Here is a 15,491-nt window from a genome sequence, read left to right as displayed (position 1 = left end):
ATTTTCTTACTCAGCACCGGCCATGCGGAAAAACTCCGCAGGCGACAGCACCGTAACGCCCAAATCTCTGGCCTTGGACAACTTGCTGCCGGCATTTTCTCCGCAGACCAGATAATCCGTCTTCTTGGACACCGAGCTGCCGGCATGGGCGCCCAGTGATTCGATCATGTGATTGATTCCGTCCCGGGTGTATGGTTCCACCTTGCCGGTGACTACGATAGTCTTTCCCACAAAGGGATTATCCTGCACCCTGTCTTCGCTGTGTTCTGCCACAGCAGGCTTTTGAATATTCATCATAGTCTGTAACTCCTCCCAAATACAGAAATTATCTTCCACGCAGAACCAGTCGTGGATATTGTTATGCAATGTCTCCCCAAAATCCGGAAGCTGCCGGAAATCATAGCCTCCATAGACCGCATCCCGAAACTCATCCAAATCATAGTGGAACACACGACCCAATACCTTGCTGGCAGTGTTGCCGATCATAGGGATGTCCATAGAAATCAGATACCGTTCAAAGGTGGTATTCCGGCTCTGCTGGATAGCGTCCCAAAGGCGCTGCCAGGACTTTTCACCAAACCCATCCATGCGGACGATTTCAGCCCGGTAGCGGTCCAGACGGTAAATGTCCAGATAACTATGGATAAATCCCTGACCAATGAATTTTTCCAGTGTAGCCTCCGACAGCCCTTCAATGTCCATCGCCTTCTGGCTGACAAAATGAACGAACTTCTTCAGTCGGCGTGTTTCACAGTCAGGATTATCGCAGTACAGCGTCTTGATGATGCGATCCTCGCCCTTTTCGCCCTTTCCGCTTGATTCATGGATGCGGGTAGGCTGTCCGCAGCAGGGGCAAACATGAGGAATCGTATCCGCCATAGAGAAACCGCCTCTGTCCAGATTTTCCTCCACATGGGGGATGATCATATTTCGCTTGCTTACCAGAATCCGGTTTCCAGCCATCAGTTCCAGATCCTCAATAAAGGACAGGTTGTGCAGACTGGCCCGGCTGACCTCGCAACCATCGATTTCCACCGGTGCAAACACAGCTACCGGAGCAATCTCTCCGGTTCTGCCCGGCGTCCATTCAATGTACTGCAGCAGGCTCTCATGCAGGTCATCTTCAAATTTATAGGCCAGACCGTCCTTATAGTGATGTCCGGTGCGGCCGCAGCTCTGGGCATAGGCGATGTCGTTAAACGAAACCACGATACCGTCAATGGGGATATCTTTGTCAGTGGCATATTGCCGCAGCTGATAAATACCGGCTTCCACATTTTCCAACGTCAGTTTCTGCTTTGTGACCAGATACTTGCAGGGCTGGAACCCCAGTGCACGCAGTTCCCGCAGCTTATCTGATTTCCGGGTCAGGTGCGGAAAGCCCTCCAGCACACCAAACGGCATGAAAACCAGCCGACGCTCCTGGCATGTCTTGGCATCCATCAGACGGATGGAACCAGCAGCCAGATTGCGGCCGTTTTTATAGGGCTTACCGTTGCTGTCCTGCAGGCCGGCCTTCAGTTCCTCAAAATCACTGGGTCTGATAAAGCCCTCGCCCGTCACAACCAGTCTCTCTTTGTAGGTGATGTGGGAAGGGATACCGCTGATGGCTCGGGTATTATGGGTAATGATCTCCCCTTCGTCACCATCGCCACGGGTAGCCGCCTCCAGAAGTTCTCCATTCTCATAGGTCAGCTTTACAGTCAGGCCATCCAGTTTGAGCATCAGCATGATCTGCTGCTCACCCATGAAATTCAGAAGATCCATACTGCTCTTCGTCTTATCCAAAGACAGCAGCGGGATCTCATGTCTGGTTTTCTCCAGCCTGCTCACCGCAGGATAGCCTACTGTCTGGGTTGGCGAATTTGCCATTTGGATTCCCGTTTCCTGTTCCAGTTCTTTCAACTCGTCAAAGAGTCTGTCATATACCTCATCTGACACACTGGGCGCGTTGCGGTTATAATACTCATCCCGATAACGGTTGAGCCGGTCATTCAATTCTCTCTGCTTTTCAAAAATATTCCGTTCCATTATGCTGCCTCCTTTTCAAGTACCCGGAAGGACATAACCAGTTCTTCTTCCGTATGCTTCTGTTCACTGTCGAAAACACTGCAAACACCGTCTGTAAACTGCCAGTGGGCGGCTCTGCCCCACCAAAGGATCGGGCCGCGGCCGCCGTTGCCTCTGTTGTCAGACGCATCTGGCTGATTCGCTACGGTACTGTAAAAGCCTTGCGTGTTTACCAGCGTAATGTTCCGTATCTGCCCGATACATTCCGGGCGGCAGTGATCCAATATCTCCAACTGCGTTCCTTCCCGAAGCGTCCTGCGCAGCTGGTTCAGGTTTTTAATCATGCACTTTTCTCCTTTCCCCGCCCCGCAGGGCAATCCTGCTGTGCGGTATGCAGCCCATTTCTGCCGGCTGCATACCTGCCAAAATTCAATTCATGGACAATACGCCGAATGGCATCATCATCGTCCCATGCTGCGTGAAGCGTATCCCGTTCCGGTCCGGCTCCCACATGGACCCATACCTTTTCGCTGCCGACCTGCAGCAGCACATTCTGACGCCTGGCGCAAACCACCGCCAGATTTCCAATTTGTTTCATGCTCTGCTCCTTCCTTGTTCATCAATAGCCGGACACCCAAAGGATGCCCGGCCATTCTCATTTGTCACGCTGCAGCAGCCAGCGCCGGAGACTGGATGCTATCCGTGTTCTCCATCAGATCTGCCATCAGCACATCCACCAAAAGTTTTCCTGCCAAATGGCCGGTATGGATGATGACCCGATCTTTCTTCAACTGGATAAACTCCTTCTCACGAAGAATCCGACTTTCCGCAGCCAGCGCCTTGTCGCTTTCTGTCAGCCTGGCAGTAATCACCCGCTGCCACTTCTGCAGGAACTCGGTCGCCTGCTCAATGTCCTTCTTCTGCCGGTCATATTCCGTCCGTTTCTGCCGCACTGTTCCATCCGGCTCCACTTCCAGCGTGTAATAGGCATGGAAAGGATCAGCCGTTTTTCGCAGAAACATCACAAAGCTTTCTCGCCGCTCAATCCGGTCCCAGTAGCGGTCACTGCTGCCTGCACAGTGATGGAGCGCACGCCCCTCGGTAATAATGTCCAGAATGCCGCTTGGCACCATTACCATGTAATCTGCATCGGCATACTCATATTTCGCTTTGATTTCCTGACAGATGGCATTAACATGGGGGAATTTCTCCTCCATCTCCTCGGCCTGCAGTTCAATATCCTTCTCCTGGCATTTGAGCACCAGATCATCGTGGCGCCGCCGCAGTTTTCTGGTGCGATATACGATCTCATCATATACATCCATGTGCAGTTTCTTTGCCATGGAAAGATAATCCTCCCAGGTACGCAGTACCTCATGGCTGTTTCGCCGGAAGGATGGCATCTGACGCCGTACATAGTTGTAGACCTGCACCATGCTCATGCGGTCAGCAATGAACTGGACATCCCTGGGGCTAATGTTCTGCTGACACATCCACAAAAGGACATTATCCGGGATTTCCCTGCCGGTGCCCTTTTCATATTGTAGCCACCGCAGCAGATCACAGCCTCCATTATGGAGCCGAAGTCGCTGAAACCTCCTGCTGTCAAGGCCCAGAGCTTTAATCAGACTCCCAGCACTATGGTTTTTGATTAGTTCACTGACTGTTTCGCAGGAACTGAAACATTCCTTGGTAAGCTTCGGCAGGTTCGCCTTGCTGATCTGTTCCATTTGCGGTATCCGTTCGAGCACAGCCAGATATTTTTCCGGGTCAACGCTTTTCTGTTTCCGAATCCAGTTGACCAGTCCTGTACAGCGAAGTTCCTGCTGTTCCAGAGTTGGCAGTGTTTTGCCATAGACCCGTCCATCATCCGAACCATACCAGCCGTAAGAACAGGGCCTTCCGGAAATCCAACGCATATTGCGTTGTTTATACAGCCCCCAATAGTAGGTTCTTGGTTTTCTTTCCCGGTCATAAATCGTGCGCCGGATTTCCTGGCAATAAAGCTTGGAATTTGGAAGGCTTTCTTTTCTGTATGTCCGGTCAGCCTGAAATTCACGAACTACAAAGCCGTCCTTGCATCGCTGAATCAGGTAGGCAAAATGTTTTTCTGTCTGCATATACCCCGCTCGTCCATAGGCTTTGAATACCACCGGATGTCGGCAGCAGCTACAGCGGCCTTGTTGATTGTGATGAGGATGCACCTTGATTGGCACTTCCTTTTCGCAGTAGGTACAGTAACCTGTTTTGGCACCGCCCTTTTTGTAGTGGTAATAAATGTAATTTTGCCGAATGGCAACCTTATCCACCCAGCGGCTCCAGTCCTTTGGAAGCTCCGGCACCTGTTCCATATCCTTATCCCATGGGTCAGTTTCCCGCCGGTGCCGCTGTTCGAGTTGTTCATCACGCACATCCCGCTGAAACTGAAGAATTGCATCTACTGCTTTTTTATCGCTGCCCAAATAAGTCTGTACGGCTGTCATATCTTCCTCACTGACCCAGCTGGTTTTGGCATACCAGTACAGCCGTTTCCAGTCCAGTCTGTCCAACTTGGACTCACACCACTTCTGCGTCAGGCTGTTATAGGTGATAAACTGCCGCTTTTCTTTATCCAGATACACTTCATAGGCCGGATTACTCCCATTCAGGCGAAGATGCTCCGGCAAAAAGAAAGCCACTTTCAATATCCCATCCTGCGTGATACATCTCAGGTAGGCATAATACTCACACACCTCCCGAACATATCCATAGGTGGTTTTTTCTTTTCTTGGCAGATCCGAAGCGGCAATCTGCTTCATTTCATCCGTCGCTGTCAGCTTTGGAAGCGCCATCAGGGCTCGTTTTTTCATCTCAATTCACCGTCCTTCTTGTCAAATCCACGCCATACCACACATCCGGCAGTAATGTGACACCATCAATTTGTCCTACAGCAACCTGTACGATACTTTCCGAATCCGGCGCTTCCTTCGCAAAAGCAAGGATGTCTCCCAGTCTGCCGGTGGCAACGGGGTCTTTCCCCCGTACCACCGCATAACCGCAGTTCGCCATTGCCCGGTTGGCTGCCACATGGGAACTCCACACCCTGCGCGGGTGATCTACCATGTAGGCCAAACCATGTAAAAACAGCTCCTCTTTGGTTAGCCGCTTAATCACAGTCAACTCCGTACAGGCGATTTTGGAGTCATGCTCATCTTCATCGATGTCGCCGCCGGCGTTGACAATATAATATTCCGAATGCTCCAGGCTGGAATAATAGCTAAGGCAGTCGAGCGGATTTTCCGCGCAGTGAAATCCATTTTCCCTGCAATTTGCTTTTTCAGTCGTATTGAGCCCCATCACAAACTGATAGCCACGGCATATCAGCCCGGGGCGAAAACCCTTATAAGCAATCATTCTGCATTTTTCCTCCTTTGCCGGCTCAGCCTGCCTTTGCCATCCCAAAATCCAGCAGCGACATCTGCCCATCCTGAGAAGGCTTTTTTTCCTCCTGCTTGGGTGCCGCCTTGGGTTCCGTCTTTTTCTTCTCTGCCGCCTTCTTAGGTTTGCTCTTTGCAGAGGACTTCCCAGCATACGGCTTGGGAACAAACTTCTCCTCATCCTCATGGTCTTCCTTGGCATCAGGGTCACGGAAATAATCTTCCGCCCACTGATAGCACATATCATCCGGCACATCGCAGCCATATGTCTGCTGTCCGGGACCAGGGCGGGTTCCGCTTGCTTTTAGTTCATCCTGCACATAATCCCATGCCTTTCGGTTGATGTACTGGAAACAGCGGATCATATTCTTTTTCGGATGCATCGTCAGACGGGCAAACGCCGTATCTTCCATACAGAGCATCTGGATATGCTCGGACACACATTCCTTCATATTTCGCCGTGTCAGTTTTTCCACATCGGTACTCACCCTCTGGGTAGAGGCCGCGATTACTTCTTCATCACTCATCGCTTCCAGACGGGCGATTTGCTCCTGCTCCGCGGCTTTCTTCGCCTGCTGTTTGGCGTCAAATTCCGCTTTGCGCTGGGCTTCAGCCGCCTCATGCTCCGCACGCTTTTTTTCTTCATCTTCTGCGGCGGGCGGTTGTGCCGAATTCCCCTCCTCAGCAGACTTCTCTTCCCCAGCAGGCGCTACTTCATCCGCAGGTTCCTCCTCTGCATCAGCCAAAGCAGTCTCACCGGCACAAACCGAAGCCGCCGATACTGGGACAGTGTCTGTACCTACAGGCGGCACAGGCAAAGATTCCATCTCCTCCAGCTCAAAGGCTTCATCATCCTCAAAGGCTGCAGACGAATCGAACATACTGTTTTGCTGCTCCATTGCTATTTCTGAAAAAACACCCATTGTAAAATCTCCTTTCGCAAAAAATGGCATAGAGCAGGCCGTTATGACCCTTTCCATGCCATTGTGTGTTGCTCACAGCACATATAAAAGTGTGCTGAAGCTGTCAAAACAGTAGCAGACCACGCCAGTATACTGCCTTGACCATTCCTTGATTTTGTCCTGCACCTCCTGCGCAGTCTTTTGATTGCTCATATTCCAGGGTGGAGGTACCGTTACGGTAAAGTAGCCATTCTCCAGACAACTTCTGACATCTGCCGGAAGATTGGAGCACTGCTCATACAGTGCTGTAATCTGGCTTTTCTTCTTTTCTGCAATACGCATCTGACCCCTATCCCTTCATTCCTGTTTTTGAGCAGGCTCCGGAAGTCTTTTACACAAGAATGGGGAGAAGCGTACCGGTGCAAAATCCCGGCAGTCATTCACATAGAAGTATGTGCGTTTGCCTTGGCAGTCCAGTTCCACCACATCAGATGGAGCCAACGGACGGCCTCTGTAATCTTCCGGCAAATGCTCATTAAAGTCCAGGAACAGGCGCCCCAGCACTTCCATGTCATTCTGCCCCTTTGGGCAACAGACCTCTGCGCTCCATACCGTCTGATAGGCGGCAGCAGGCGGCTGTTCATATCCAGCTTTACGCAGTGCATCCAGTTGCTTGAACGCGAAAGGTACCGTCTGTGTCTCACCCAGGCAAAGCTGGTAAATGCAAAATCTCCGGAAAACTCTCTGGCTGTCCAGAATATCCTTCAGCGCCCGATTGCCCTGAGCAAGAAATATCTGATACTCTTCCTTTGTCAGCCCCAGATACTCTGTCAGATCCAAATCTTTCTCCGCTCTGGTGTGCCAAAGCTCGACGCAGCCATCTATATAGGTAAAATCACACTTACCGCACAGATATTGCTGCTTAAAATTCATTCTCTGCACCTCCTTTTCCTTCTGTTCTTTCTCCCGAAGGGCAAGCTGCCAATCATCAAACCCTTTATAATTCGGATTCCAGGTCAGCCGACGACATGCCATTCCATTTTTTCGGGCCATCAGATAGATCTTAGATGCCCCATTAGAGGTCATTTGGTTACTGTACTTATCCATATCATGAGCCTCAATGATCTCCTCAGTGCCATTCTGTGCCAACAGTGCAAACAGCGTATCCAACTGGCTTGTGTTGTTTGCGCCGGCAATCGCCGCAAAAGTCCGGTTTGTCAGGCAGTGTGAGATGTCTGCTTTCAGCAGTCCCTCAATGACATAGACCACCCGAGCAGATGGATTGCCGATAAAATGTACCGGGCTCCCGGATGTGACACCCATATTTTTGGACGAGGACGAAAACCAGATGTATTTGGCTCCTGACTTATCCGGTGGATCATCTTTTTGCTTGAGCGGACTATCCAAAAGTATCTGCAGGCCATGTATCATACCGTCGTATCCCACAGCTGGAATCAAAATCCCTGCGTTTTTTCGGTAGAAGTTCATGGTCCAGCGCCCGCTGTCATCCAGATAAAAGCCGGGCACCCCCTCCACCTTGCATCCCTGTTTCATCAGCCGCTCGGTAATGGCGCGGCAAAGGAAAGGGGGTGGAGTGCTCTTGAACCCAATCCGGTCGATCTGTTCATCCGACAGTCCCCGTTTTGGGGAGTGCAGATGGTTGCGGTGGGCAGGCTGAAGAGGCAGCATAGCGAGCAGCAGCGAAAGCGTTTGATGAATTTCCTGTCCGCTGGCCCGTTCTGCTTGCTGCACTGTTTTTAGTTCGCCCCTCCTCTCATATCCGGCAAGGTCGGTCTGAGTCCCCGAAACCGGGGACCCAGTGCCAGCCTGCTGGTTTCCTGCCATCTCATATCCAGAGTTCGGCCGTTCCCTGTGAAAATCGTTGCACAGGGCTTCTCCTATCTCCCAATACGCATCGGATGTAGTCGTATTGTTTAGCCGCGCATAAAGCGCAAGCATACCGCCATGCTCATCACAATAATTGCACCGCCAGACATTTTTGACGAAATTCACATTCATCTTGCCGCGGCGGTCACCACAAAACGGGCAATCCACATATACACTGTTTGCCTGTCGGCGTCTGATTCGTAGATGTAGAAGTTCCACTACATCCATAATACCGAACGGAAAATCTCCTGGATATGAGTCCATCTGTTCTCCCTCCCTTCTTGGCCCCATAGATGGGGCTGCTTATCATCCGGCTTTCTGTGCGGCCATACCATCGAGCATGATCTGCGCCGCAGCACGAACGATATTGTTGGTGCTCTTGTTGCCTGGGGTGAGGTAGAATTTCAGACTCACCGGACGCTCCTTGGCAACTGTTGCCATGGTCTTTCCTTTGCTCAGACCGCTATCCACCACCACATTCTGCGCTTCTTCAAAGGTCATTACCTTCAAGATGTCTTCTACCGGAGTGCTCTCCGTATAAGAAGGCGCCACAGGCAGTTCTTCCGGTTCATCCGATTGGAATACGAAGGCGGCCGGCTGCTCAGACGCATCATCCTGTTTTGGACTGCTATCCAATGTAACCTCGCGGCTCGGTACCGGCAGCTCCATATTGGGAGCATTCTCCTCTACCTTGCCGGCAGGCAGTGTATCCATATTCTCCTTCTCTTCTGCAGCCATCTGCTGGACAGTAGGCTGTACCGGAGAAACCGGGGACTGTTCATTCTGAACCGGCTTTGCCGCAGGTTTCTGAATAGGCGCCGGACGAGCAGGCGCATTACGGCGCTCTACGGCGTTCTGAGGCGTTCTCTCCAGCTGGGCATGAACTTCCCCACCAGATTGCCGCAGCGCCGCTCCAGGGTCTTCTACGGGCCTCTGCGCCGCATTTGGCATTGGTTGCCGGATAGGAGCCGTCCCGGAAAGCGGAATACTGCTTCCAAACACCTTGCCCGTACTGTCAACAGCAACATCGGCAAACTGCAGACCGAAGCCGGCATCCGACAGCGCAGCACTCAATGCCTCATCCTGGGCAGCCTGTACATAGTCGGTATCTTCTTCTGCACTGTGTTGCGAGATGTAACTGCTGATAGGCTCTGCATCACTGCGGTCCAGATAAACTCTGGCCTCCATAATCGCAAGCTGTTCCGTGATCCGCAGAGTAGTCAGTTTCATGCGGCCCTGGGGGTGACGCAGGCGAAACCACAGCTTCTGATAGGGCAATTCCAACTGCAGCATTTCCTCATTGGTTTTTCTGGACACCTTATGGCGCAGAAATTTGAGCGGGTCAAAGCCCGGCACCTTGTTCAGTTCTGCCACTGCCGGAATTGTTTTGTACATCATAGGCATCGGATTACTTTTTTCGTTCATGTTGGAAACTCCTTTCTGACATAAAAATAGGAGACGCCAAGTGCCATTTCTGCACCTGACCTCTCTTTTTTAACTTGCGTTCTTTAATTGTTCTTCCAACGCAGCCGGAATGGGGATACCGGCTTTCTTTGCGTAGGCTTTGAAATACATCTGGATACGCATACCCAGCAGCGTATTCCGCTTGCCGATCTCATTACGATGGATTGCCATAAACAACACTTGTTTCTGCCCAATCAGCACCACCCGCTTTTTGGCACGCGTGATTCCAGTGTAGAGCAGATTACGATACATCATGATAGTGTGCGCTTTGAGCAGCGGCATAATGACTGTTTCATACTCAGAACCCATAGCCTTGTGGATCGTAGTAGCATAAGCCAGATCCACATTGCTCAAATCATCTACGCCGTATTCCAGTGTTCTGCCAGCGCCAAAATCCATGCCGATTTTTTTACCCTGGTCAGTGTCCTTAATATACCGGATGAAGCCCAGATCTCCATTAGAGACCTTTTCTGTGTTCTTGGTCTGCATGATGCGGTCATTGACCCGGAATATCCTGGAGCCAAACTTGATTTCCTCCTCCGCAGAGCGGAATGGGTTGACCAATTCACGAATGGTCTCATTCAACTGTTCCGACGACGCGGCGCCTTCTGAACGGAAAGGTGAAAGAATCTGCACATTCTCAATGCCACTCTCCTGTATCTCCAAACAATACCGTTCTGTAATCTTTTCAGCGGTATCTTCCTGACTATCACCAGACACGAAAACAAAGTCCGGTCCGTAAAACAGTTTGGTATTGCCCTCGTTGATAAATTTGGCATTATAGGCAATCAGACTGTCCTTCGACTGACGGAAAATCTGATCCAGCACCGTTACCGGGACGATTTTGGTCTCGATGATCTCACGGAACACATTTCCGGCTCCTACGCTGGGAAGCTGATCTGGGTCGCCTACCAGCACGATTCTGGCATTTGCCTTCATGCGCTCAAAGAATTTCTCGGCAAGCCACATATCCACCATGGAAAACTCATCCACAATGATTAAATCGGCCGACAGTGGCTCTGACTTTCTGTTCCGGCTGCCCTCATCCTCTTCACTGGTCAGTCCCAGACCACTGTGTAATGTTCGGGCATCCTCAAAGCCGGTACTCTCCGACATCCTGCGGCTCGCCCGACCGGTAGGCGCCATAAGAGCAATTTTGCCATCAGGGTGCAACCGCCGGTAAACCTCAAGTATCGTCCGCAGCACTGTTGTTTTACCAGTACCAGGAGAACCCGTAATCACTGACAAGCCATGCCTAAATGCTGCATAGACCGCAGCCTCCTGCTGTGCAGACAGGCGCAGTCCCATTTCAACCTTGACCTGTTCCAGCACCGGCGCAATATGCTCTACTGGCATCTGGGCGACCAGACGCTGGGCGATCCGGCGCGCCGTTTCGTCCTCTTGGGCAAACACTCTGGGAAGATAGATATTATCCTTCACGGAAACGATTGCTCCATTCAGGATCATTTCCTGCATCATATCCCTGACTTCCTGCTGATGCAGGCGAAGCTCCGGTACAGGTATCTTCTCATTGAGCAGTTTCAGCGCTGATTTCTCCAGTTCTTCAGAACTGATGTACAGATGGCCTCGTTTACTCTTGCCCTCATCCAGCACACAAAAGACAGCCCCTTTGATACGCATAGGGTCATGGAGATCGCCCCCGCTCTTTTGTACGATTGCATCTACCCGCCGAAATCCAAAGCCGGAGATCTGGCAAAGCTCAAATGGGCTCTTTTCCAAAATCTCTACGCTGGTCGGGCCGAAATATTGATATATTTTCAATGCCGTCTTGGGAGTAATCTTAAACGGTGCCAGCAAGGTCATAATTCCTTGGAGCATACGGTTTTCTGCATAAGAAGCTTTGATGTCCTCCAATTTACTTTCCGTAATGCCCCGGATCTCCAACAGCCGCTCCGGCTGGTGTTCCAGAATATCCAGTGTGTCCACACCGAACCGCTCCACAATGTCTGCGGCAGTTTTGGGACCAATCCCTTTGATAAGCCCGGAGGCAAGGTAGCCCTCTACGCCGTTTTTTGTTCTGGGCACAATTTCACGCCACTGCTCCACCTGGAGCTGGACACCATACTTGCCCTTTGTCCATTCACCATCCAGTTCCAACTCTACCGCATCTGTCCGTGGAATCTCATACCCCACAGCTGTAAAGCGAATCAAATGGTCTTTGTACCGCCTGTTTGACCTGGCCTCAGCCGGCACACTCTGGTCTGCGGTTTTTACACTGACGATACAAAACTTATTGGCAGGATTATAAAAAATCGTCCCGTCGTAGGTACCAATACAATTCATCCTTTTTCACCTCACTAAGCGGCCTCCATAATCGAGGCTCTAACACTGAACCGTCTGGATTCGGATACTGTAACAAACTGCTCGTAAATATCCGGATGCTCCAGTTTCAACCGAAGCAGGTTATCCTTGTCGATGATGGACTTGCGAACAGGGGTATAGGTAACCGTATAGTTCACTCCCTCCTGCTCACAGACTGCAGTGCAGCTGGTACCCATTTCCGCAATCAACAGCGCCTTCAGACGCTGAATATCCTTGTCGATTTCTTTGGAGTACACCTCTGCATTTTTCTTTTCATCCAGAAGCCGCAAATACTGCATGAGTTTTGCAGTCATATCCAGGTCGAGTGCAACGGCCGGGGCATTTTTATCTGCCGGGCCAAAGTGTTTGCGTGCGCTCTCAATAATCAAGGCCCCACTCTCTGTATAGGGCGGCGGCACATGGCGCTGCACATGGTTTTCCCAGAAATACTGCTCCAAAAAGACCATCTCAGCCTCATACTCGAAATCACGCTTGACCTCCCGGATAATAACTTCCTCCTCGTTGTTACCATACAGGCAGCAAAAGAAACATCGGTCAAGATCCGTTACTGCCATATAATGACGCCCCTGAGATTCATAGTAGACTGGAACAGTCTCCTTCCCATTCATCCACCAGTTATCTCTGGCATTATAGTTTGTGGTCTTGATCTCAAGGATCGCTGTGGTGCCATCCGGCAGTTCCACAAAGTAGTCCACATCAGCCAGCATCCAAGGATACTGTGGGTGCTGGAACATCTTTTTGATTTGGTAGACCCGATATCCGGTTTTCCGCTCGAATATCTTTGCTACCAGAGGCTCCAGCAAATGCCCCATTTCCATGGCAACCCAGTTGCCCTCATCATCTTCCACTGACGCTATGTTTAGTTTGTCGTAGTACAGATCCCTGGCTGTCCGGAATGGAGAAGTGCCAAAGATCGCCGATACATCGCTGCCGCCGATTCCACGGCGCCGATAATCCAGCCAGTCTTCTTCTGAAAGATCTGCCGTTTCTACCAGCACCAGCGGTTCATGCCGCTTTCGTTCAGCACTATTGCTGCCAGACATATCAAATCCCCCTTCGTGATCTTCGGGGCAAAATAACTGCCCTCGCCATTGGTGCAACATTTCGGGGCCGGAGCGAAGATACTGCCTGCCTCTTCATCTTCCAGTCCGTGGAGTGTGCCGGCTTGACCCGCCGACCATTCTGCTTTCTTTTCTGCTTCACATTCATGTACATGACCTGCCTTCCTCAGTTTTGATTTATCCTTAAAGCCCTTTCAGGCTTACAGGCAATAAAAAAGCGAGAATGACAGACGGCATAAAGCCTGGCGTCCATAGTTGCCTATGAACCGATGTCATTCTCGCAATGGTGGGTAAATCCCGTAAAATAAAAAAAGCCAGCAATATACCGGCCTGAAAAGGCGCAGTGATACTACTGACACAAGTACAAAATTAACAGCGTGTGCAATGCAGTCATTACTCCGCAACACAAGCCCTAAAGCCTGTGTACCCTGACGGGCAACGCACAAAAATCAATTACATTGCAATTCTAACACAATATATAGTTCTTGTCAATTCAAACATTCTATATATTGATTTTTGGATTTTCTTTAAATTTTCTTTCCTCTTTGCAGAAGTTCTTTCTTTCCCGCCTATTTATAGGATGTATCGGATCATTTGGTAATGCCGGATGATCCCTACGCTCTTTTAGTACCTTGACAAGTTCATAACCTCTATGGGGAGTTATACAGGAATTCTGGACAGTGTGCGATGACCACAGAAGCGCGCCCATAATCGAAGTGCTGCACAGCAGCAGCCTGAAATACACGGCAGAACCGTTCTGGCGTAGGAAATGGCCCCATTAGAGTTCTTTTGTTATTTCAATACCTCCTGACCTCAAGACCGTTTTCATTGTTTTTGTTGAAAACCTTCTTCTACAAATCGTAAGGGATTATTGTAATCGAAAAAAGGAGGACGATTATGGAGAAAAGAAAACCGAATGACCTACCGCCGGAGCAGTGCTTGGCTGTCGATACCGATACCCTTTGCAAACTGTTGTGCTGTGGAAGGCACACTGCAGTACAAATTGGGGATCTTGCCAATGCACGCATTACCATGAACACCCGTGTCCTATGGAGTGTCCAGCGTATCAAAGAATATCTTTATGATATTTCCGGCTAAATAACCATGCCAGTAAGGCGCACTACACTTTTATAATCAGGAGGTACCAGTAATGGCAAAAGTGAGAAAAGACAACAAAGGACGAAATCTTCGGCCTGGAGAAACACAACGGGCAGATGGCAGCTATATGTATGTCTACAAATTAGGCACTAAAAAGAAATATCTTTACGACTCCGATCTCGCAAGTCTTCGTGTCAAAGAAAAGCAGATCAACAAAGATAAGGATGATGGCATCCGTACTCAGGAAGCCATGAAGCTTACCCTGAATGATATGTTCAAGGTCTACATGAATAACAACATCAAACTGAAGCCCTCTACCAGAGCAAATTATCTTTACCTGTGGGACTTCTATGTGAAAGAAGAGCCTTTCGCTAACATGCCTCTGCCACAAATCCACAGAAGTGATATTCTCGCGTTTTATACCAAACTGCTGAAACACGGCTTTGCTATCAACTCACTGGAGAGCATCAACACCATTGTTCACCCTACGCTTGAAATGGCCGTGGACGACGATTACATCCGCAAAAATCCCAGCAAGGGCATTTACCGCAAGCTCAAGACGGATGGCAGCGCTCCAAAGCCTAAACGACGGATCGCACTCACCAAAACGCAACAGCAGAATTTCCTGCGCTTTATTGCCAAGTCCCCTACATACAGCCATTGGCTCCCCATCATGACTGTGCTCCTTGGAACAGGAATGCGTGTAGCAGAATGTACCGGCATTACCAAAAGCGATATTAACTTGAGCGAAAACACAATCTCGGTCAACCACAACTTAATCTACCGGGTCATTGACGGAAAAGCCGGATTTCACATTACCACTCCCAAAACTGAGAGCGGTACACGAATTATCCCTATCCTCTATCCAGAGGTGGCCGAGCAGCTTCGCCTCCAGATTGAAACCATCGACGCATTGTATCCAGACGATCAACTGGTGTTAGGAGGAGTTCACGGTTTTGTTTTCCGCAACCGAACCGGCTCATTCATGAGCGCCCACAATATCAATCGGGCGATTGAGAGAATCAGCGTAACTTACAACATGGAGGAAATGGATCAGGCTGAACTGGAAGACCGTGAACCGGATCTGCTCCCTCATTTTAGTGTTCACAACTTGCGGCACACCTTCTGTACCCGGCTCTGCGAAAGCACCAACGATGTTAAATTCATTCAGCAAGTCATGGGGCATGCCGATTTCTCTACTACAATGGACATCTACACCCATATCACACAAGAGAATATGCAGGAGAAGGCAAAAAACATTAGTGTGAACATGAAGCTGATGTAAAAAGAAAGGCGAATCTGCATTTTAT

Annotated in this window: 13 protein-coding genes; 2 read left to right on the top strand and 11 right to left on the bottom strand. The window is 50.1% G+C overall.

Features of this window, described 5'->3' with window-relative positions; all coding sequences use genetic code 11:
- Window positions 1-6: 6 nt before the first annotated feature.
- The 11 genes from ligA to BN1969_RS09750 all read right to left on the bottom strand — a co-directional run bounded on the left by ligA (window position 7) and on the right by BN1969_RS09750 (window position 13,065).
- Entirely contained in the window at window positions 7-2,031 is a 2,025-nt protein-coding gene (gene ligA / locus BN1969_RS09800; RefSeq protein WP_050624138.1) for an NAD-dependent DNA ligase LigA, read from the bottom strand.
- Window positions 2,031-2,354, bottom strand: a complete 324-nt coding sequence (locus BN1969_RS09795) for a hypothetical protein (RefSeq protein WP_050624137.1) — start codon at window positions 2,352-2,354, stop codon at window positions 2,031-2,033. The genes ligA and BN1969_RS09795 overlap by 1 nt, the downstream gene beginning before the upstream one ends.
- Entirely contained in the window at window positions 2,351-2,608 is a 258-nt protein-coding gene (locus tag BN1969_RS09790; RefSeq protein ID WP_050624136.1) for a hypothetical protein, read from the bottom strand. The genes BN1969_RS09795 and BN1969_RS09790 overlap by 4 nt, the downstream gene beginning before the upstream one ends.
- Before the next feature lie 64 nt (window positions 2,609-2,672).
- Window positions 2,673-4,859 (bottom strand): PcfJ domain-containing protein, encoded by a 2,187-nt coding sequence (locus BN1969_RS09785; RefSeq protein WP_050624135.1) that lies wholly within the window; start codon window positions 4,857-4,859, stop codon window positions 2,673-2,675.
- 1 nt (window position 4,860) lies between these two features.
- Window positions 4,861-5,403 carry a DUF7666 domain-containing protein gene (locus BN1969_RS09780; protein ID WP_050624134.1) on the bottom strand — a complete coding sequence of 181 codons (543 nt, stop codon included), beginning with the start codon at window positions 5,401-5,403 and terminating at the stop codon, window positions 4,861-4,863.
- Between the two features lie 25 nt (window positions 5,404-5,428).
- Window positions 5,429-6,349 (bottom strand): PcfK-like family protein, encoded by a 921-nt coding sequence (locus tag BN1969_RS09775; RefSeq protein WP_050624133.1) that lies wholly within the window; start codon window positions 6,347-6,349, stop codon window positions 5,429-5,431.
- 72 nt (window positions 6,350-6,421) lie between these two features.
- Entirely contained in the window at window positions 6,422-6,670 is a 249-nt protein-coding gene (locus BN1969_RS09770; RefSeq protein WP_025529719.1) for a hypothetical protein, read from the bottom strand.
- A gap of 15 nt (window positions 6,671-6,685) precedes the next feature.
- Window positions 6,686-8,479, bottom strand: a complete 1,794-nt coding sequence (locus tag BN1969_RS09765; RefSeq protein ID WP_050624132.1) for a YodL domain-containing protein — start codon at window positions 8,477-8,479, stop codon at window positions 6,686-6,688.
- 42 nt (window positions 8,480-8,521) lie between these two features.
- Window positions 8,522-9,640, bottom strand: a complete 1,119-nt coding sequence (locus tag BN1969_RS09760; RefSeq protein ID WP_050624131.1) for a hypothetical protein — start codon at window positions 9,638-9,640, stop codon at window positions 8,522-8,524.
- A 69-nt stretch (window positions 9,641-9,709) separates the two neighbouring features.
- A complete protein-coding gene (recD2, locus tag BN1969_RS09755) occupies window positions 9,710-11,983 on the bottom strand; it encodes an SF1B family DNA helicase RecD2 (RefSeq protein WP_050624130.1) in 2,274 nt (757 codons plus the stop codon).
- A gap of 14 nt (window positions 11,984-11,997) precedes the next feature.
- Window positions 11,998-13,065, bottom strand: a complete 1,068-nt coding sequence (locus BN1969_RS09750) for a YqaJ viral recombinase family nuclease (protein WP_050624129.1) — start codon at window positions 13,063-13,065, stop codon at window positions 11,998-12,000.
- 915 nt (window positions 13,066-13,980) lie between these two features.
- Between BN1969_RS09750 and BN1969_RS09745 the strand changes: the two genes are divergently transcribed.
- Window positions 13,981-14,181 (top strand): hypothetical protein, encoded by a 201-nt coding sequence (locus BN1969_RS09745; protein ID WP_003501914.1) that lies wholly within the window; start codon window positions 13,981-13,983, stop codon window positions 14,179-14,181.
- 52 nt (window positions 14,182-14,233) lie between these two features.
- Window positions 14,234-15,466, top strand: a complete 1,233-nt coding sequence (locus tag BN1969_RS09740) for a site-specific integrase (protein WP_006874387.1) — start codon at window positions 14,234-14,236, stop codon at window positions 15,464-15,466.
- The last annotated feature ends 25 nt before the right edge of the window (window positions 15,467-15,491 follow it).

The organism is Clostridium phoceensis, assembly GCF_001244495.1.
GTDB classification, from domain to species: domain Bacteria; phylum Bacillota; class Clostridia; order Oscillospirales; family Oscillospiraceae; genus Lawsonibacter; species Lawsonibacter asaccharolyticus.
This window is presented reverse-complemented; position numbering and strand designations above follow the sequence as displayed.